The organism is Chitinophaga sp. (assembly GCF_017745275.1).
In the GTDB taxonomy this organism is placed as follows: Bacteria; Bacteroidota; Bacteroidia; order Chitinophagales; family Chitinophagaceae; genus Chitinophaga.
In genome coordinates this window covers 385,067-405,962 of record NZ_JAGHZS010000009.1, presented here as the reverse complement: position 1 = coordinate 405,962, position 20,896 = coordinate 385,067, and the positions used below count along the sequence as shown (strand labels likewise).

Annotated in this window: 15 protein-coding genes; 7 read left to right on the top strand and 8 right to left on the bottom strand. The window is 46.8% G+C overall.

The genetic code is table 11. The features are described from left to right. Positions 1–4 precede the first annotated feature (4 nt). The 4 genes from J7623_RS26755 (at position 5) to J7623_RS26740 (ending at position 3,113) form a co-directional block, all read left to right on the top strand. Positions 5–652 carry an alpha/beta hydrolase gene (locus tag J7623_RS26755; protein ID WP_291926701.1) on the top strand — a complete coding sequence of 216 codons (648 nt, stop codon included), beginning with the start codon at positions 5–7 and terminating at the stop codon, positions 650–652. Positions 653–837: 185 nt separating this feature from the next. Continuing rightward, entirely contained in the window at positions 838–2,037 is a 1,200-nt protein-coding gene (gene lepB, locus J7623_RS26750) for a signal peptidase I (RefSeq protein WP_291926698.1), read from the top strand. Positions 2,038–2,149: 112 nt separating this feature from the next. After that, positions 2,150–2,638 carry a cytidine deaminase gene (locus J7623_RS26745; protein WP_291926694.1) on the top strand — a complete coding sequence of 163 codons (489 nt, stop codon included), beginning with the start codon at positions 2,150–2,152 and terminating at the stop codon, positions 2,636–2,638. A 76-nt stretch (positions 2,639–2,714) separates the two neighbouring features. Further along, positions 2,715–3,113, top strand: coding sequence for a hypothetical protein (locus tag J7623_RS26740; RefSeq protein ID WP_291926691.1), 399 nt, complete (start codon positions 2,715–2,717; stop codon positions 3,111–3,113). Between the two features lie 219 nt (positions 3,114–3,332). On the opposite strand, the gene argS is transcribed toward J7623_RS26740, so the two are convergent. The 4 genes from argS to J7623_RS26720 form a co-directional block, all read right to left on the bottom strand. After that, entirely contained in the window at positions 3,333–5,261 is a 1,929-nt protein-coding gene (gene argS, locus J7623_RS26735; protein WP_291926688.1) for an arginine--tRNA ligase, read from the bottom strand. Between the two features lie 151 nt (positions 5,262–5,412). Further along, positions 5,413–5,988, bottom strand: a complete 576-nt coding sequence (locus tag J7623_RS26730; RefSeq protein ID WP_291926685.1) for a porin family protein — start codon at positions 5,986–5,988, stop codon at positions 5,413–5,415. An 82-nt stretch (positions 5,989–6,070) separates the two neighbouring features. Continuing rightward, positions 6,071–6,553 carry a GNAT family N-acetyltransferase gene (locus tag J7623_RS26725; RefSeq protein ID WP_291926682.1) on the bottom strand — a complete coding sequence of 161 codons (483 nt, stop codon included), beginning with the start codon at positions 6,551–6,553 and terminating at the stop codon, positions 6,071–6,073. A gap of 112 nt (positions 6,554–6,665) precedes the next feature. Further along, a complete protein-coding gene (locus J7623_RS26720) occupies positions 6,666–7,985 on the bottom strand; it encodes an OmpA family protein (RefSeq protein WP_291926679.1) in 1,320 nt (439 codons plus the stop codon). Positions 7,986–8,317: 332 nt separating this feature from the next. On the opposite strand from J7623_RS26720, the gene dnaK reads away from it, so the two are divergent. From dnaK to J7623_RS26705, 3 genes are all read left to right on the top strand, one after another. Continuing rightward, positions 8,318–10,219, top strand: coding sequence for a molecular chaperone DnaK (gene dnaK, locus J7623_RS26715; protein WP_291926676.1), 1,902 nt, complete (start codon positions 8,318–8,320; stop codon positions 10,217–10,219). Between the two features lie 147 nt (positions 10,220–10,366). Further along, positions 10,367–12,994, top strand: a complete 2,628-nt coding sequence (locus J7623_RS26710; protein WP_291926674.1) for a 4-alpha-glucanotransferase — start codon at positions 10,367–10,369, stop codon at positions 12,992–12,994. A gap of 12 nt (positions 12,995–13,006) precedes the next feature. After that, complete coding sequence (locus J7623_RS26705; protein WP_291926672.1) at positions 13,007–14,023, top strand: dipeptide epimerase; 1,017 nt, start codon at positions 13,007–13,009, stop codon at positions 14,021–14,023. Here J7623_RS26705 and J7623_RS26700 read toward each other — a convergent pair. Genes J7623_RS26700 through J7623_RS26685 form a run of 4 tightly spaced genes read right to left on the bottom strand, consistent with a single transcriptional unit; the run spans position 14,009 to position 20,877 of the window. Continuing rightward, positions 14,009–16,654, bottom strand: coding sequence for a hypothetical protein (locus tag J7623_RS26700; protein ID WP_291926670.1), 2,646 nt, complete (start codon positions 16,652–16,654; stop codon positions 14,009–14,011). The genes J7623_RS26705 and J7623_RS26700 overlap by 15 nt on opposite strands. Further along, a complete protein-coding gene (locus tag J7623_RS26695; protein WP_291926667.1) occupies positions 16,645–19,017 on the bottom strand; it encodes a hypothetical protein in 2,373 nt (790 codons plus the stop codon). The genes J7623_RS26700 and J7623_RS26695 overlap by 10 nt, the downstream gene beginning before the upstream one ends. Further along, positions 19,010–19,741 (bottom strand): hypothetical protein, encoded by a 732-nt coding sequence (locus J7623_RS26690; protein ID WP_291926665.1) that lies wholly within the window; start codon positions 19,739–19,741, stop codon positions 19,010–19,012. Before J7623_RS26690 ends, J7623_RS26695 begins: the two co-directional genes overlap by 8 nt. Beyond that, the gene (locus J7623_RS26685) at positions 19,738–20,877 is read right to left on the bottom strand and encodes an AAA family ATPase (protein ID WP_291926663.1); all 1,140 of its coding nucleotides are present in this window, start codon (positions 20,875–20,877) and stop codon (positions 19,738–19,740) included. Before J7623_RS26685 ends, J7623_RS26690 begins: the two co-directional genes overlap by 4 nt. Positions 20,878–20,896: the final 19 nt, after the last annotated feature.

The following is a 20,896-nucleotide window of genomic DNA, read 5'->3' as shown; positions in this document are numbered from 1 at the left end:
CGATATGCAAAAACACTTGTATCTGATCAGTGGACTGGGAGCGGATGAGCGGATTTTTAATAACCTGCGCTTCCCCTCCGGCTACCAGGTGCATTACCTGCATTGGATTGCTCCCCTGCAGGATGAACCCATCGGCCAGTATGCCTCCCGTATGGCGAAAGGCATCTCGGTCGATGGGCCTGTTTCCATCATAGGTGTATCCTTTGGTGGCATCATGAGCCTGGAAATAGCCAGGCATATCCCCGTAGAAAAAAACATCCTGCTTTCCAGCATTAAGCAAACCTCAGAAAAACCGCCTTACTACAACTGGGTAAAGCGACTGGGCCTGCACAAACTCCCGGATAGTATCCTGTATCAACGCAGAAATATGATTGTCCGGAAATTCCTCAATATTGAAACAAATGAAGAGCGGGCGCTGGTCAATGAATATCTCGCGAAACGGGATTACTCTTATATGCGCTGGGCGGTGAATGCCATCCTGCATTGGGAAAACGAACAGGTGCCTCCAGGGTTGGTACATATTCACGGTGCTAAAGACATGCCTTTCCCCGTTAAATACCTGCAACCTACCCACCTAATCCCCGATGGTGGCCATTTTATGGTGCTAAACCGGGCCAACGAAATTAACCGGATATTAGCCAGCGTACTCTGATCAGGTGATATCTGCAATTAGTTTCCCTTGTTGTAATTAACTCATTGGTGACTGCTCTATATAGGGGAAAACTATAATAAATATCCTTTTAATCTATTTTTAAGAAAACTTTTCGAAAGTAATAGTTACTGGCTAAGGACAGAATATTATATTTGCCTTTTTAAGCATCTAATAAGCGTAACTGAATGAACCTGGCATTTTGGAAAAAAAACAAAGACAGTCAGCCAAAGAAAAAGAAATCTGCGGTTAGAGAATGGTTAGACGCTGGTATCTTCGCTATCATAGCAGCCACGCTTATCCGCACCTTCATTTTTGAGGCCTATACGATCCCGACCCCCTCTATGGAAAAGACCTTACTTGTAAACGACTTCCTGTTTGTAAGCAAGATCAGTTACGGTCCACGTATCCCGATGACGCCCCTGGCAGTACCATTCGTACATCATACCCTGCCTTTCACTAAATCTGCAAAAGCTTATTCTGAAGCCGTAAAATGGAAATACAGACGTTTACCCGGCTTTTCTGATATCAAACGCTATGATGTAGTGGTATTCAACTTCCCCGAAGGAGATACCGTTGCCATAGATTCACCGGATCCAAGTTATTACAACATGGTAAGAGCAACAGGCTGGCAGTCAGTACAGAACTCTTATCAAATCATTACACGTCCGGTAGATAAACGCGAGAATTATATTAAACGTTGCATGGCAGAAGCTGGCGACACCCTGCAAATCATTCACAGCGCCGTGTATATCAACGGAAAGCCTGCTCCGGTACCTCCTGGCAGTCAGCATAAATACATTGTGGAAACCACCGGTGATCAGCTGAATTCCAGCCGCCTGGAAGAATTAGGAATTGCTACTACGCCGCCTGACTTTTACCAGATCGATGGCAACAAATTCCTGTATAATCTTTCACCAAAAAATGTGGAAGCCATCAAGGCACTTGGCCCGATTGTTAAAAGTGTAACCCTGTACGAAGAAGCTAACTTCGCAGACTTCAATTATAACGCGGTGTTCCCGCATGATACTGCACATTTCAAATGGACAGACGAAAACTTTGGTCCGATGTATGTGCCAAAGAAAGGAGCTACCGTAAAGCTCGAGGAAAGCAATATTGCTTTGTACGACCGCATTATCCGGGTATATGAAGGCAATACGCTCGAAAGAAAAGACGGCAAATTTATCATCAATGGTCAGGCTGCTGATAGCTATACCTTTAAAATGAACTATTACTGGATGATGGGGGATAACCGCAACAATTCCCTCGACTCCCGCTTCTGGGGCTTTGTTCCGGAAGATCACGTAGTAGGTAAGGCGTGGTTAATCTGGATGAGCTACGGAGAAGGCGGTATCCGCTGGAGTCGTATCTTCAGAAATATCAAGTAAGGAATTGTACCTGAAAATAATTTAGAGTAAATTACGGACCGGCATATCGCCGGTCCGTAGTTGTCTTACCCCGACACGCTTACGGCTGTACGTACTACCCAAAAATGCTGATATGGAAAAACAACTGCTGCATATTGAATACCTCGTTTATGATGATATTAATGGCCTGGATGATGCAGATGCCTGGTTGCTGAAGGAAGCCAGGGAGGTAACAGCACATGCGTATGCTCCTTATTCTCATTTCCAGGTAGGTGCGGTGATCCGGTTGGCTAATGGCGAAATTATAGCAGGTTCTAACCAGGAAAATGCATCTTTCCCTATTGGCCTTTGTGCGGAGAGAGTAGCGTTGGCGTCTGCAGCTTCTGTATATCCAAATATTGATATAGACACTATTGCGATTAGTTATCACAATATCAACGGTGATAGCTCACACCCCATTTCGCCCTGTGGTATATGCCGGCAAACCCTGGCAGAATATGAAACTAAACAGGATGCTCCCATCCGGTTAGTGATGGGCGGTTTAAGTGGAAAAATTTATGTGGTAAATCGTGCGAACGATTTGTTACCGCTTTCTTTCAGTGGAGATGAACTCGCCCTGTAAAAAAATGGATATATAATTTAATTTATATAAATTATTAATATTTATATTTGTCACGCACCCCATAAGTGCGTGATTCATGAAACCCTGTCAGCTCACCAGTATCATTATCACCTTGTTATTTGCGGTATGCTACCCAGTATCGGCAGCAGGAGTTGTTGAAAAAAAACAGCCGGGAGGAGTGAACGATCGGTCAGGCCTATACGTTGTAGAAGATACGGTGTCTGTAGCGATAAAGTATCAACAACAGGCGCATCACCTGTATCACAAAAAATTGTATAAGCGGGCAATAGTACAATGGAAGAAGGTGTTACATTTGCAGCCCGGGAATGCATTCGCCATGTTTATGCTGGGAAAATCGTATATGGGTGCAGGTGAAGCCACCACAGGTGCTGCCTGGTGTGATAAAGCTATCTTGTTGGGAGAAAAGAAAGATACACTTGATAAAACTATTTGCCACAGTGTAGAAGGATTTTAAACGGCGCATAAAGGAAAGGCAAGCTCCTTTTTTCGTTGCTGCTTACTGTGGTATTTTCTTCGGTAATTTCGGCCATAGTGGCTGTAAATTGCTAACGCTGCGAACTGAAAGTTCGCAGCGTTTTTTTTGATAGTATACATAAAACGCAGTGGCCTCTTAGGTAATGGGAAGAACTATCTTCCACTTACCTAAGAGGCCACAATGCATTTATGATATTTTCTACATGCGTTCAGGTACGCGTATACCCAATAACTTCATGCCCTGCGCAATGGTATTGGCAGTGAGCTTGATGATTTGTAAACGTAGTTTCTTCTTTTCTTCTGTAGCAGCCCTGGTAACCGCATAGGTATAAACCCCATCTACTTTTTCTGCATAAAAAGAATTGAATGATTGCGCAACGGAGAAAATATAATTGGCAATCACAGAAGGACTCAACTCACGATAAGCTTCGGCTAATACCGCAGGGAATTGTTCATTCAGCTTGATCAATTCTTTTTCCAGTGGTAACAATTCACCGGTGTATTGGAAGGTGGCCAGGTCTGCAACTTCACCTACTTCCCTGATAATGGATTTAATACGGGCATGTGCGTATTGAATAAAGGTAGCCGTAAATCCGTGCAGGTCAATAGATTCCTTTGGATCAAAGATCATTTTCTTTTTAGGATCAACCCGCAGCAGGAAAAACTTCAGACCACCCATACCTACTATGTCGTACAGTTCATGTAGTTCATCTTCGGAGAAGGTGTCCAGGTTTTTGCCGGATTCTTTCGTCTGTTCTTCTGCCGCTTGTACCATCTCAACAATCATATCGTCTGCATCTACTACGGTACCTTCCCGGCTTTTCATACGACCGTGTGGCAGTTCCACCATGCCATAGCTGAGATGCAGCACACCAGGCGCCGCTGGTTCACCCATTTTTTCGAGGATCAGTTGCAATACCTTGAAGTGGTAGTTTTGTTCATCTGCCACTACGTGTATGCTTTGGTCCATGTGGTAGTCGTCGTATTTTAATACGGCGGTACCCAGATCCTGGGTCATGTATACGGAGGTGCCATCGCCGCGGAGCAGGAGTTTCTGATCCAGTCCGTCAGCGGTGAGGTCAATCCATATGGAATTATCTTCTTTTTTAAATAATACGCCTTTCTCCAGTCCTTTTGTAACGAGATCCTTACCTAACAGGTAGGTGTTGCTTTCATAATATATCTTGTCGAAGTCAATACCGAGGCGCTTGTAGGTTTGATCGAAGCCTTCATATACCCAGCCATTCATGGTCGCCCACAGTTCCCTTACTTCGGGGTTGCCGGCTTCCCATTGCTGCAACATGATTTTGGCCTGCTGCATGATCTCTGTTTTATTACGCGACATCTCTTTGATGTCGTCCATGATCTTGCCGGTTTTTTCTTTGTCTTCTTTTACTTCCGGTTTATGCAGGGCGGTCACTAACTTTTCCAGCTTTTCCACTTCGGCGCCTTCAAAGTCGGTGAAGTTGCTTTCCAGTACCCGGTCAATGATGGGTTCAGCCTGTTCTTTTACCACAGATTCAAATTTCACGTAGTAGTCGCCTACCAGGTGATCGCCTTTAATGCCAGTGGTAGCGGGGGTATCACCATGAGCGAACAGTTGCCAGGCCAGCATAGACTTACAGATGTGAATACCACGGTCATTTACCAGGTTCGCCTTGATCACTTCAAAACCATTGGCTTTCATAATTTCCGCGATGGCATAACCGAGGAAGTTATTACGAAGGTGTCCCAGGTGTAAAGGTTTGTTGGTATTGGGAGATGAATACTCCACCATGATCTTTTTACCATTGGCGGGCTGTTGGCCGATGTTTACATCATGAAAGCTGGTTTTGAGGAATTGTGTCCAGAAAGCATCGTTGATGCTCAGGTTTAAAAATCCTTTTACTACGTTGAAACGGGTAACCAGTTCCGGGTAGTGGGTAGTCAGGTATTCCCCTATGCGTTGTCCGGTTTCTTCCGGTTTTTGTCGGCTGAATTTGGTGAAAGAGAAAACAACAATGGTATACTCACCTTCGAATTCAGGCTTGGTGGTATTGATTGAAATGTCTGTTTCAACCACTGTCTGATCGTAAAGTGATTTGATGGCAGCCACGGCGGCTGTTCTGATGGATTGTACAACACTCATGCTGAAAATGATTAATGCGAGGGGCAAAGATAGCAAAAAGCTGAAAGCTTAAGGCAGAAAGCAAAAAGCTATTGTAGCGAATGATCATTGCGATGAATACGCCAAGGTCATTCGCTACAATAGCTTTTTGCTTTCTGCCTTAAGCTTTCAGCTAAAACTGATAGAACAGTCCAATCTGGGCAACGGAGTTCTTATGATTTGTATTATCGTTGTCGAAAACATTGGTCAGCCCGAAGTTATAACGGGCATTGACACCCAGTCCCATATCGAACTGGTAACCACATCCCAGTCCCAATCCGAAATCAATAGATTTCATATTGTCTTTGATGTCAGAGGTATGATTGTTAACCCGGTATTTGGCACTGGCCAGGATACCCAGTTGCGGCCCTGCTTCAACAAAGAAAGCGTCTGCAATGGTGTATTGTACCATTACGGGGATATTTACATAGTTCAGTTTCACGGTGCCTGGAATATTTCCAATCAAAAGCGCATTACTCCGTTTAGTACCTTGTGCAGAATACAGTAATTCTGGTTGTATCGCCCAGCTGTCGGTAAGACCGATGTGTACAAGCCCTCCTACATTGAAACCAGCCAGTGTTTTGGAATCGTCGTAAGCAGTGAGTTTGGCAATGTTTAATCCTCCTTTTACGCCAAAGTTTACTTTTTGTGCTTTAGCGGTCAGCATGGCCCCAATGGCCAGGATGCCACACAGAATAAGTTTTTTCATGATATGTCTTTTATGTACGGCCCATTTGTCAATAAATATGCCGTTTTATAAAAGTAGCCCGGAATTCCCGGGCTGTAGAAACTTATAAATCCTTCAACATCCAGTTATCACAGCCAAAATGGCCGGTATTACCCATTGGACCTGTCAGGTACCGGAAGCCAAACTGTTCGTATACTTTCCGTGCACGGGCAAGTTCGGGGGCAGTTTCCAGGTAGCATTGCGTATAGCCATTTTGTTTAGCATAATTCAAACACAGGCTAATCAGTTTGCCGGCGAGGCCTTTGCCACGGGCTTCGGGCAGCAGGTACATTTTCTGCAGCTCGCATACATGGGCCTCTCCACCATCCAGCGGGTGGATACCGGCACCGCCTATGATGCGGCCTTCTGATTCTGCTACATAATAAGTGGCGCGGGGAATACTGTATACCACAGATAAGTGGTCCGTGGTGGGATCCGAAAAGGCAGTGCCTACCTTATTCATTCCAAATTCAGTGAGCGTCGTTTTTACAATGTTGGCTAGCGTTGGGTCATCTGACGAGAGGATCGTTCTGATTGTGATTTCCATGAAATGAAATTACGAATTATATAGTTTTTAGCCATTAGCTTTTAGCAAAATGCAGCAAAGACTAACATATGCTAATCTTTGCTGCATTTTGCTAAAAGCTAATGGCTAAAAGCTAGAATATCGTAAACTCTACTCTTCTGTTCTTTTGCCGGCCTGCAGCGGTTTTATTGCTGGCAATAGGCTGGCTCATACCATATCCTACTGCTTCAATTTTGGAGGCATTCACGCCTTTTTCCACCAGGTAGGTCTTCACGGCCTCTGCTCTTTCTCTTGACAGGGCGAGGTTACGTGTTTTGTTACCTACATTGTCTGTATGGCCGCTGAGCTTCAGATTGAGGTTCTTACGTTTCAACAGTTCGGCCACTCTGTCCAGTGCCGGATAGGAATGCGCCTTGATACTGGCTTTCGCAAAATCGAATTCCAGGTTTTGAATGGCTTCTTTAACAATACGGTTGTCTTCTTCCGTAATCACTATTTTTTCTTCTTTCTTTTCTACTACCGGTACCGGCAGTGGGCAACCGGAGCCATCTACCTTGGTATTAGCCGGTGTGCCGGGACATTTGTCGAAGAAGTCAGATACGCCATCGCCGTCGCTGTCTTTTGTCAGTTTATCAACGTCAGCCGTCAACCTGGCATTGTTTTGATTGGCTGCATCCAGGGCAGCCGCCAATGTGGCTTTCTGTGCTACCAGTTCATCGTACATTGTGCTGGCAGGGTTATGCCACTGGAGCTGTTGTTTGCCTTTTTTGCCCAAAGCAAACTCCAGTCCCGCATACCCGTAGGAGTATTTATCCTTGTTGGGGCCATGTTCATAGCCATCCAGGTTGTCGCCATCTACATAATTCATCGTATAGCCAAGGTCCAGGTTGATGATGTCAGACAACTTGAATTTAAGACCGGCGCCTACAGGGATGATTAATTCCTTAATGGCTTTATTATCTTTTGTATAGTCAACTTTGGTCCCGTTATTTAATTCCAATGTGGGCTTATATCCGGCTAAACCGCCACCCACAGAGGCATACAGTGATACGAAGTTTTTCCGGAACAACCAGTTAACAGTAGTGATGTTGAATACTGCATTTAAGCTGGCCGACCAGGGCAGCTTGGTTTCATAAGATTTGTAGGGGCTGACAAGCGGAGCTCCGTTGCCCAGGTTTTTGCTGTTGTCTGCCTGCAATTTACCGCCTACATAGTCGGCTCTTAATGCCAGGAAATGCAGGATCTGGTACTTTACATAGCCTCCGTAGCCGAAGGAGCCTTTCCACTTGGTAAAATCGTTACTGCCACCGGTGGGAACCACAGGTGCCAATACGCCGCCATTGACGCCAATAGACCAGGTTTTGTAGTCGCTGGGTCCGCGAAATAGCTGTACAGATGGAGTTGCACTAACGGCAGATGTGGTGGATGGTTGATCCTGGGCCTGGCTGATCATTGGGGAGATTGCTAGCAGCAAGCATACAGCCCTCCATTGCATGGATTTGTTCATAAGAATAACGTTAGGTTATACAATTTTTGACAATAAAACGGGTAGGTCAGGAATGAAATAGCTGAAAGAAAGGCGAGGTTATGAACAATTTTGTGTGTTGGGTTATTTAGTTATCAGGGGCAGACAAATAGCATAAACAGCTTAATAACTAAATATTTAAAATCAAATATAGGGTACCTGACTGACATAATTTCATATTTTTTTGGTTGGCATAATCATTGACAAACCAACGACAAATACAATAACATACTTACAACTAAAGGATAATCTTTAATACTATGGGAAAAATAATAGGCATTGACTTAGGAACTACCAATTCATGCGTTGCCGTAATGGAAGGTAACGAACCGGTAGTGATTGCCAATGATGAGGGCAGGAGAACAACCCCATCTGTAGTGGCTTTTTTAAAGAACGGAGAGAGGAAAGTAGGTGACCCTGCAAAGCGTCAGGCTATTACCAACCCGGTAAACACTATTATGTCAGTGAAACGTTTCATGGGCCGTCACTTTAACGAAGTTGCCAATGAACTGACACACGTTACATATAAAGTGGTAAAAGGTGATAACAATACCACCCGCATCGATATCGACGGCAGATTATATACACCGCAGGAAATTTCAGCAATGATCCTGCAGAAAATGAAGAAAACAGCGGAAGACTATTTGGGCCAGGAAGTAACTGAAGCGGTAATCACTGTACCAGCTTACTTTAACGATGCACAGCGTCAGGCTACCAAAGAAGCAGGTGAAATCGCCGGCTTAACCGTTCGCCGTATCATCAATGAGCCTACTGCTGCGGCACTGGCTTACGGCTTGGACAAAAAACATGCAGATAGCAAAATCGCTGTATTTGACCTTGGTGGTGGTACCTTCGATATCTCTATCCTCGAATTAGGTGATGGCGTATTTGAAGTAAAATCTACCAATGGTGATACTCACCTGGGTGGTGATGACTTCGATAAAGTAATCATGGACTGGCTGGCTGACGAATTCAAGAAAGATGAAGCAGTAGATTTACACAAAGACCCAATGTCATGGCAGCGTTTGAAGGAAGCTGCGGAAAAAGCAAAAATCGAATTGTCTTCTTCCCAGGAAACTGAAATCAACCTTCCTTATATCACTGCAGTGGATGGCGTTCCTAAACACTTGGTGAAAAAATTAACCCGTGCTAAATTTGAGCAACTGAGCGACAGCCTGGTGGAAAGAACACTGGAACCTTGCCGCAAAGCGCTGAGTGACGCCGGAATGAACACTTCCGAAATTGATGAAGTAATCCTGGTAGGTGGTTCTACCCGTATTCCTAAAATCCAGGAAGTAGTAGAAAAATTCTTCGGTAAAAAACCTAACAGAGGTGTAAACCCGGATGAAGTAGTAGCCGTAGGTGCTGCTATCCAGGGTGGTGTATTGACAGGTGAAGTGAAAGACGTACTGTTACTGGACGTTACACCACTGTCACTGGGTATCGAAACAATGGGCGGTGTAATGACCAAACTGATCGAATCCAATACCACTATCCCAAGCAAAAAATCTGAAACTTTCTCTACCGCAGCAGATAGCCAACCTAGCGTGGAAATCCATGTACTGCAAGGTGAAAGACCAATGGCTAACCAGAACAGAACACTGGGCCGCTTTATCTTAGGTGATATTCCTCCGGCTCCACGTGGCGTTCCTCAGATCGAAGTAACTTTCGATATCGATGCCAACGGTATCCTGCACGTAACTGCGAAAGATAAAGGCACCGGCAAAACGCAGAACATCAAGATTGAAGCTGGTAGCGGTTTGAGCAAAGACGAAATCGAAAAGATGAAAGCGGAAGCAAAAGCCAACGAATCTGCCGATAAAGAACAACGCGAGCAGATCGAAAAGCTGAACAAAGCAGATAGCCTGATCTTCCAAACCGAAAAACAAATCAAAGAATACGGCGATAAACTGCCTGCTGATAAAAAAGCAACCATCGAAACTGCACTGGAAAAATTAAGAGAAGCACACAAATCTCAGAACGGTGCACAGCTGGATTCAGCTACCGCTGAACTGGAAGCTGCCTGGACTGCTGCTTCTGAAGAGCTGTACAAAGCTTCTCAAGGCCAGCCAGAAGGTGCTCAGGCAGGTGCTCAGCCACAGGGTCAGCCTAACGCCGGAAACGATGGCGTAACTGATGCCGAGTTCGAAGAAGTAAAATAAGCTATTAGCCATAAGCTATTAGCTGTTAGTGAAAATGCAGCGAAGAACATACATATGTATGCTTTCTTCGCTGCATTTTTTTTGCTGGCAGCTAACAGCTAAAAGCTGGCAGCTTTTGCTTACATTGTTCCTGCTTAGCCAGGACCAATGAATTATAGACTACGTTTTTATCTCCGTTACCATACTTATTATGGGCAGGAACTCTATCTGCTCGGTAATTTGCCTGCACTGGGCAGTGATGTACCCAGGCATGCCCGCCGCATGCAATGGCTCAACACAGATTGGTGGTATACCGACGTTGAACTGGTTCCTGGTGAAACCACCACATTACAATACCAGTATTTCCTGAAAGAACTGGAAGAAATTGTTTTTGAAGGTGCTCCCCGGGAATTTACCGTCTCCTCCGTACAACCTGCCGAAATAGTATTTACTGATACCTGGAATGATGCTGCCCGGCCGGAAAACGCCTGGCTGACAGCCCCCTTTACACGTGTGTTTTATCCCCGGCCTGGCTCAGCTGATCCGGGACTACTAACGGCCACGCATATATTTCGCGTACAGGCGCCGCTGTTAGATTCCCATACCACGATCTGTTTACTGGGTAGCCATCCGCAAACGGGGAGCTGGAATATATTGCAGCCGCTTTTGCTGCAATATGATGCCCGGGGCTGGTTTTCCATAGGACTACATCTTTCCGGTATGCCCGTACCGCTTTACTATAAATATGCTACTTACGACCTGGTAAAGCAACAGGTAATAGCATATGAAGAAGGAGAGAACCGGGAAATGCATACCGTGGCGGTGGAAGGCCGACAGGTGGTATTACAGGATGGCTTCCTGCGCATGAGCTGCACGCCCTGGAAAGGCGCCGGCGTTGCGGTACCTGCATTCAGCCTGCGCAGTGCCGCAGGATTTGGTACTGGTGAATTTGCCGACCTGCCGCTACTGGCACAGTGGGCAAAGCAAAGAAACCTGCAGCTGATACAGTTGCTTCCCGTGAACGATACCATCCAAACTCATACCTGGAAGGACTCTTATCCTTATGCCGCCATTTCCTCCTTTGCCCTGCACCCCCTGTATATACGATTACAGGCAGTAGGCACGCTGCCGGATACACATCCGCTACAGCGACAATTTGGCCGGTTACGGCAATGGTTAAATGAAAAAGAGACAGTCGATTATGAAACGGTGATGTCGTATAAAATGGCCTATTTGCGGGCCCTGTATGATATGAACGGACAGCAGTTGCAAACGCGGGAGTACTGGCAATGGTTTGCCGCCAACGAATACTGGCTGTTGCCCTATGCAGCATATTGCTACCTGCGTGATACGTGGCAAACCAGCGATTTTACGCAATGGCCGCAATATAACGTATACGACTATACGGCTGTTAATAAGCTGATCGCAACAGATGAGGCTGCAGCCGCTGCCGCACACTATCACTTTTTTATACAATATCACCTGCATCTGCAATTGGCTGCTGCCACGGCCGCAGTACACCAGCAGGGCGTAGCGCTCAAGGGAGATATTCCTATTGGTGTAGCCCGGCATAGCGCCGATACCTGGATGCATCCGGAATACTTCCACCTGGATATGCAGGCCGGCGCTCCACCGGATAGCTTTACCACCGAAGGGCAAAACTGGGGATTTCCTACCTACAACTGGAAACAAATGGCTACCAACGGGCTGGAATGGTGGCAACAACGGCTCCGGCATATGTCTGTTTATTTCGATGCCTTCCGCATTGATCACATCCTTGGATTTTTCCGCATCTGGCAAATACCACAGGACGCTATACAGGGAATACTCGGCTATTTTCATCCAGCCGTTCCCGTTAGCCGCGAAGAAATGTTGCAGCGGGGAATCGACTTTGAGGAGGAACGCTTCTGCCAGCCTTACATTACGCACAGCATCCTGGAAAATGCGTTTGGCAACTATGCTGGTATACTGAAAGAAGAACTGATGCAACCCTTACCCGGTGGTCGTTATCAGCTGCTGCCGGCCTATAACACGCAACGGAAGGTGCAGGCATCAACCCTGCCGGAAGCCGTGAAAAATGTACTTTATGCGCTTATTGCAGATGTGTTGCTGATAAAGGTGACAACTGGCAACAGAACGTTGTACCATCCCCGTTATGATGTAGCGGCCACACATTCCTTTGCAGCGTTGGATCAGGAAAATCGTGTGGCGTTGCAGGCATTGTACCACGACTATTTCTACGTACGGCAGGAGAGTTGCTGGCGTAAGGAAGCGATGGGGAAATTGCCACTGATTAAGAGGGCCACCAACATGCTGATTTGCGGAGAAGACCTGGGGATGGTACCCGGTTGTGTACCCGGTGTGATGCAGGCACAGGGCATCCTGAGCCTCGAAGTAGAACGAATGCCCAAGCAACATGATGCAACTTTTACGAACCTGGCAGCGGCGCCCTATCTGTCTGTATTAACCCCTTCCACGCACGATATGAGTACATTGAGGGGATGGTGGAAAGAAAATTTATCTATCTCCCGAAAATATTACCAACAGGAACTACAGCATACAGGTGTTGCTCCCCTGGAGGCCAGTCCTGCCCTGATCCGGGAAATTATTGCCCGGCATATGCAGGCACCGGCAATGTGGCGTATTTTCCAAATACAGGACTTGTTAGCTGCCGAAGGCCGCGCCTCTGGTCATCCGGATGCAGAGCGCATCAATATCCCTGCGGTAGCTTCGCACTACTGGCGGTACCGCATCCCACAAAATGTGTTGGATAGCGCAGATGAAAAAAAATCGTAGTATTTTCAGGATATGAAGCTGACTCTTTATCCTTTTGAACTAAAATTCCGCCACACGTTTACGATTTCCCGTAAATCAAAAGACGTACAACCCTTGCTGGTAGCATCATTGGAGCAAGATGGTTTTTGCGGGCTGGGGGAAACAGCCGATAACTCCTATTACAACATGACGGTACCCCGGCTAATGGCTGCTATTGACCAGCATCGCTCCTTCATTGAAAACTATCACCTCACCACGCCGGCTGCTTTCTGGCAGGATATGTACCCTTTGCTGCAGGACAATATGTTTGCGCTCTGCGCCCTGGACATTGCCGCCTGGGACCTTTATGCCAAACAACAGCATCAGAAACTTTACCAGGTGTGGGGCCTCGATATCCGCCATAATCCGCTGACAGACTACACCATCGGTATTGACACGGTAGAAAATATGGTGCGTAAACTGAAAGAGTTTCCATGGCCCATTTATAAAATTAAATTAGGTACCAAAGAAGATATTACCATCATCACTGAGCTGAGAAAGCACACAGACGCGGTTTTCCGGGTAGATGCCAACTGTGCCTGGGGTGTTGAGGAAACCCTGCGCAATGCTATAGCGTTGAAAGCACTCGGAGTAGAGTTCATCGAACAACCCATGCCGGCAGCGGATAAAGCCGGCATGAAACAGGTGTTTGAAAAAGTAGTATTACCCGTGATTGCGGACGAAAGCTGTATTGTAGAATCGGACGTAGCCCAGTGTCAGGGCTATTTTCACGGTATTAACATCAAACTTACCAAGTGTGGTGGCATTACCCCTGCCTTGCGTATGATTGCTGCTGCAAAACAAGCCGGCATGAAGGTGATGACCGGTAGTATGAACGAAAGTACTGTCGGTACTTCCGCTGTAGCACACCTGTTGCCGCTACTGGACTATGTAGACATGGACGGTCCCCTGCTGCTGGCAGAAGATACCGCTACCGGTATTAAGATGGAAGATGGCCGTATTATTTATGCAGATGGCAACGGCACAGGAGCCGTGTTACTTCAAAGATGAGGTATAGAGATCATAAACTTCCAACTCCCCGTTTTCGGAAACAATAGCAATATGGCCTTTTTTAGGAATCGCTTCTATTGCACATATCGGCGCCCTGGTAGTAATTTTCTGACTATACACGGCTTCGGCTCCATCGCTTATTTTATAAACCTGCGCGGTTTTATCACGATAGGTGATAATAAATTCATGTGGTAGATATTTCACTTTTATACCTACTTCATTATTGGCAATACTGCCGTGTATTTTGGGAGTGTTATCGCCATAAGTATAAGTCAGCCAAAGGATGCTATCTTCTGTAATAGCAACCATACCTAATTTATCACGATCGTATCCGGCGGTTAGCTGAAGGATACGGTCTGTTTCTAACAATGATTGCAACCCGCCCTGGAAATCGAGCTTATAGATACTATGTCCGATGAAAAGGTAGAACGCTCCATACCAATACACCATTTCCTGCGCTTCCTGCTGAAAGTCCGGTGGCAGTTCGAATTCACTGGTACTGGTGTACTGTGTGCAGCGTACGCTGTTCTTCAGCGCCCCTTCCTGTGTATATCGGCTGAGTATTAGTTCTTCACCTGCCAGGTGCAATGCTACCACGTCCCACTCGGAAAAGCAATAGCCAAGTAATTTAGAAGGTAGCCAGCTTGCGCCACCAACGGTGAACTCGCCACCAACTACTTCCTCGTCAGCGCGATATTGGGAGAAGTGCTTTTGTGTTATCTCGAACGGCAAATGGTGATATATTAGCAACATATTGTTATACCGGGTATCACTCAGCAGCCTGAAAGTAGCACTATCAGGCACATGCCCTGGCCAGTGCATATAGTTCCAGTGCTTCATAAAGTCATATCGTAACATATACACACCAGTCGATTTATGACCTATCAACAGCAACTCATCGTTCATCAGCCGGCCTGTTATCCATTTTACATCTGCAGCAAAGCGTTCAGAAGATAGTGCTTTGCTGACTGTTACAGGTTTAGGCAAATGGTTAATGAAGCGGCTACAATCGCGTGGTAGCAGCCGATCCTCCGGCACAAAAGTATTTAACAAGGCCAGGTTTTCCGTATTTCCCTGCAGGGATTGTTTGCTGATAATTTCATAAGCAATATCCTTGGCGAGATCCGTAGCAGGGGCTTGCTGGAATCGCTCTCCGGTTTTGCTTAACAGTTGCAAAAAATTATTTTCCAATGATGGAGATAGATGATGATCATATACCAGTTGTATGGCAGGAACAAGTTGATCGGCTGATAATTCAAGATATCGTTGCAAACAGGCATTCGTCTGCAGGTGCTGATCCCAGCCCTGTAGCAATATTTGTTTGGCACGGGGAATATCAGAGAGCTTGTGTTGTATAACGCTGGCAGCGGCTAACATATCATGGTTGTTAATCGCTGTGGCAGCCACCTGCTCATATAAAGTAATCGCATGCTCCTGTTGATCGAGCTGCATGTAAAGATCGCCTGCTTTTTCCAGTTGTTGCAGGGAGATATACATGTCGATAGCTTCCAGCAGTAGTCCTCCTTTCTCCAGGCAATGAGCGGCCGCACCCGGTTTTTTCAGGTGATCTTTATAGAGGATGGCGGCCTCGCGGTAATGGCCGCCTTGTTCCAATACATTGGCAGCATGGGCATAGTTGCCTAAAAGGTGTGCATATATGTAAGCGGCTTTTTTATAGTCGCCTGTGCTGATGGCTGCTTTGGCAGCTGCTTCGTATTTCTGAATTAACTTAAACCGGTAACTACCCGCATCCCATACATCAGCCGGGCCGCCACCACCCAGCCTGCCCAGGCTAAAGTTGGTGTTTTGCCGTTGTAAAGAGGTGCCGGGAGTCGCAGTGCCGCGATGTTCGTAGGGACTGTCCATCGGCAGTGCGTATTGCAATGCCAGGGCTTCATCTTTATCAAACATTTGAAGCAGTTTTTCCAGCTCCTGGTTTCTTTTATCCTGCAGGTTTTTAGGCAGAAGGGAAGCAGTATAGCTGGCCGTTTGACCGAATATATGAGCCAGCTTTTGCCATATTTTTTGAAAGAAGGAGTTCGCTATAGGCAACGGGGTTGCGGCAGGTGGTAATTCAGATAAGGGGAGATGACCAACCTCCCTGCGGATCTCTGCAAAAGGATCTGTATCCGATGCCATGATTTCAATACGGCGCAGCTTTATACGGGGTGCAATGCCTATGCGTGCAAATTCCCAATCAACTACTTGTGGTGAAGTAAAAAACAACAGTGCACTGATATCAATTACATCGTTTACTTCAAATCCGGTGAAGCCCCACACGGGGTGAAACACCTGCCAGTCCCAGATCAGCAGCTGGGATAATTCAGCGGCATGCAGCGCCGGTGTAAGGCGGGCGGTGGCAGGAATGAAGAGTTTACCGCCTGTCAACTGGTAGGGATGCAGGATGCGGTCGGGGTATTTAATATCGATATGTTGCAGCATGACCAACAGGCCAGCCGGCGTGAGCGTATCTTTGTTAGCTGCAATCAGCAGGCCTTTGAGCGATTGCATAGGAATCCCCCAACGATCTATTTCAGCCAGCCAGGCATCCGCCGAATGCCCTGGAATGAAGGCGCCGGCTATTGTTGCTGCTTGTTGTTCATGATATTGTAAACCAAGTGTTAAGGGCATTTGATGCGGTCTATATAGGGTTGAAGATATTGATGATAAAAGTCCCGGTCCCATACATGCTGGCTATCGGTGTCGTGAATGAAGTACTCATGACCTGCCCAATACTTGTCGGATGCCCAGCAAGTGAGTTGCATATCGATGATAACTGTCAACAGTACTTCCGACAGGGAATGATTATCAGTTCGCAGATGCAGCAATCCCCGGGAGTCTGCTGTTGCAATAACACCACCAGGAAATTCAAACCGGGTGAAAACTATATTCGGGTTGGCCGGATGTGCGAAAGTATGCGTTACTACGTCCCGTAATTTACTGTCGTCAATTTTTATCGATTTGTCTGATAACCGTATCCGCTGAAGATGATCTATCTTAAGTTGCCAGTTACCAATGACCAGTTGGTCGTTGGCATCAACATAGAGGCTTTTAATTTTGCTGAGCGTACTATAGCCTTGCCTGACAAAACGGAATACGTCATTTACGTTTTTTTGTGCGATACGTCCGTATTCCAGGAGATACTTATTAAATGCATCTTTGTGCAGGGGCCCACCGGGTTGCCCGTCGCAGGAAACAGCAAACATTCCCCGTGAACTTTGCAGGTGAAAATATTTATCCTGGTAGATAACGGTTGCAGCCCCTGTGGGTACACTGGTTTGCGTAATGATATGGCCTGTATCCCTGGGAGTAAATATATGCAGATAGCAAAAGTCCTTGTTATAATTGTTAACCAATATAGAAAACCGGTCCTTTCCATCAGCACCAAAAGTGTAGTTGCCTTCTTCCAGTAAGGTACACAACTCTATCGCTCCTTTTGATTGATTAGGCCAGTAAAGTAATCTCTGATCGGAAGTAATACATACTACTCCCTCGTTGAACTGATAAGTATAATTGATTTGCCTTTTTAAACGGGAAGCTGGAAAACGCAGTGGCAGCGATTGTTGGAGTAAGATCTCCGGTAAGTCTTTTATAGAGGTGCTGGCGGTATTTGCTTGTTTGGCGGCTGGTTTAAACAATAATTCGTCCAGGTCTAACAGTGCTTCGTTGCACAGTTTTTTCCGGCCTTTGCTGTATTGGTATAAACGGAACTGACCATTTCTGTTAACAGTAATCAGGCAACTGAGCTTCGCTTGTTGCCGCACTACAGCTTGTAGAAATGCAGGTTGTTGCATAAGTTCTTCCGATGTAATGAGGTAGTAATCCGCCTGTCCCGGCTTTTCTTTCTGTAGCAGCGCTTCCAGCGCTTCGCCGCTGTGCAGGTGATTGTCCAGTACTGACAAGGCTGCCAGTACTCCTTTTTTGTGGTGAAGATCTGCAGGAACAGCTGTATTCCCTTTCAACGTATAGGCGATAAGGTTAGTGTGTTTCTTATCGTATTGCATACAGGCCAATGCGGCCGCAATGGCAAACACCCGTGGCTTCCCCCACATTTTGAGAGAGGCGTCTATCAACATCACGCGGTCTTTTCGTGGGTTGGAGGAGAGTGCTTCCCGTTTCAGGTACAACGCTTCGTTATGCGCAATACGGGCCATCAGCATATGATCTTCCTGGGCCAGTTCACTGAGCAGCAGCCGGTCGTAGCTACCTTTGTTACTGATATCTGATATTCCGCCAAGCGACTGATCATGCTCAGGTTGTGAATGTATGGGAATATGCAGGCTAGCCAGTATACGCTGCGCAATGTGGCCGATACCAGCGGTCTCCTGGTCGGTGATCAGTTGCGAGATGAGATCCGGCTCCGGGAGTGTCAGGTCCACGGGGGCAGGCGCAGGCGCCTGCTCAAGGCTGGTGCGCAGTATTGATTCGAGGGCTTCTTTGTTTTTAATTTGCCTGGCAGCCATGGCAAGGGGAACTAATTCCTGCTTTAATTGTACGTGATTTTCCTGCTGCCGGCGGAAATTATGCTTATAGTAGAAAGTGAGTAAATATTTAGTTTGAGAACGGTTTATGGCCGGTGGGATATCTGCAAAAATACTTTTTAATAGCAATGTTCTATTCTTTCCGGTGCGGCACTCCCTGGGTAGTTCGCTGATGAGGTGGAGGAAGGGCAGGACAGTTTCGAATAACCGCTTTAATTCTTCATGTTGAAAATTCTGTGGTTCCTTAATATCTTCCAGGAAAAGCTGGATAACTTGCTTCACCTGCGGAATGTGTTTACCGTCCTCTTTACAGGCGATTAATACCAGCAAAATACTACCCAATGGAGGCCAGCCCTGAATGCTTATTTCTTCCAGTACAGGTATTAATTCATCAGCATAACAAATGGTGAGATCTGTGTTCCAGTCTATAAATTCTCCATTATCTGTCCATTGCCAGCAATAATTTTCCGGGGAACCAAAGTATTCGTTGATCTTATCTTTTTGTTCATCCATGCTCCAGTTCTTTTTGGGTTAACCTCACTGCACTTCTATCTGCCTTCACAAAAGCAGTAGTGGGAATGCGTTCCCAGTGCCCGTTGGTACGAAACAGCAACAGGTCTGTTTGCGCAGCATTCAGTTGTTGGTTCACGATAGTTGTAATGCCCGGAGGAGTAAAACTATAGCCGGCAGGTAACAGTAGCTGCTCCTGCAACACGTATTCCTGTCCCGGTATCGGTGGTAATGGCGATCCCATAATCAGCACCTGCCGATCCGCTGAAGTAGCAAAAGAAAGCGCCTGTAGGCGGGTGGCAGGAGCCATGTTCGCGTATTGATACCAGTTATCGAAAGTAGTGAGCAGTGCATTTCCGGATTGAGGCTCCGCAGAAGGGGCCAGTTGTACCGGTTCTCTTGCAGGCAGGAGCGCCGGCATGCCGGACACCGGGAGCATTACAGGCAATAGTTCCGGCAAACTAATCCAGTTGAGCTGTTTTAGTGTAGCCACCGGCGTTAGTTTGCCCATGGGAAACAACTGTGCATTATCGTTTAGCAGCCAGGTATGTAGCGCCGGTAGTTGCAGGATAAGCGGGTGGGGCTCTTCCGGGTAGGGAATGCCGCGCAACCACAGCTCATCACGGTCCATGGCGGCAGTGAGGCCAGGCAAACAGCGCACAGCACCAAGGGCGGCATATTGTGCTGCCGGCAATAGCATCACCATTTCTTTTGGAGGCGTACTCATTTTTCCTGCAGAATTTTTTTCCAGAGTGCCGTTACCGGTTGCATTACATATTCCCGTTGGGTAGGATTATGGATCCATTCACAGCGGCCATTCAGGTAGCGGAGCCGGTCTTTGATCGCAGATTTTTCTGCATCACTTACTTCGGCATCGTCCCATTGGGCGGTCATTTGCAGCAGCTCTTTATAAATTTCATCGGCATCCGGTGTATTAGTGGCGTTGGCGCGGGGATGCTGTGCTACCGCTATTTCATCTGCCGCCACCATGGCATTCACGATCCCTGCTATAATTTCCTGTTGCTCGGTGGTATCCCAGATATACCGGAGTACCCACATATCGGAAGGCACGGCTACGAGACGCTTGCACAGCAAGGCGCTGGCAGCAATGACCCGCTGTAATTTTACGGCTCTTCTGTCGGAAATCAGCAGGCCGGCATTGCGCAATTGTTGTATCAACGTAATGTAAGAGGGCCGGATATTATCCAGGTTCACGAGGCTGGCCATCTGTTGCAGTTGTTTGATGTCGGCTGGGTTGATGATGTTGGCAGTGGCGGCTGTTAGTTGCTCCATTTTCCAGCCGGCATGCAATACGTCGCCAAGTTGCGCCGGATCTACGTTTTCACAGGTAGCGCGCAGCAGGAAGCGATCATACAGTGCCTGCAAGGCCTCATCTTCCGGTAGCTGGTTGCTGGCGCCTACTATCATCAGCGCAGGTAGGGCGCGGGTTTCACGGCCGCGGCGGAATACTCTTTCATTCAATACCATCAGCAAGCTATTCAGAATGGCGCTGTTGGCATTTAGTAATTCATCCAGGAAAATAAAAGAGGCTTCGGGTAGCATGCCTTCGGTGTTGGTCACCAGTTCCCCGTCTTTGAGTTTACGGATATCGAACGGACCAAAGAGTTCGTTCGGTTCTGTGAAGCGGGTGAGCAGGTATTCAAAGGTGTGTCCATCGAGCATATTGGATAAGCCACGTACCAGCGCACTTTTAGCGGTGCCGGGAGGGCCCAGCAGGAACAGGTTTTCGCGGCCCGCCAAACAGATACCCATCAGGTCTATGATATCGTCTTTGCCAACGAAAGTATTTTTCAGTTGTTGTAAAGCATCGTTCAGTTGGTCTACCAGTTGCAGTTCTTTCATGATACGGGTTTTATGTTGC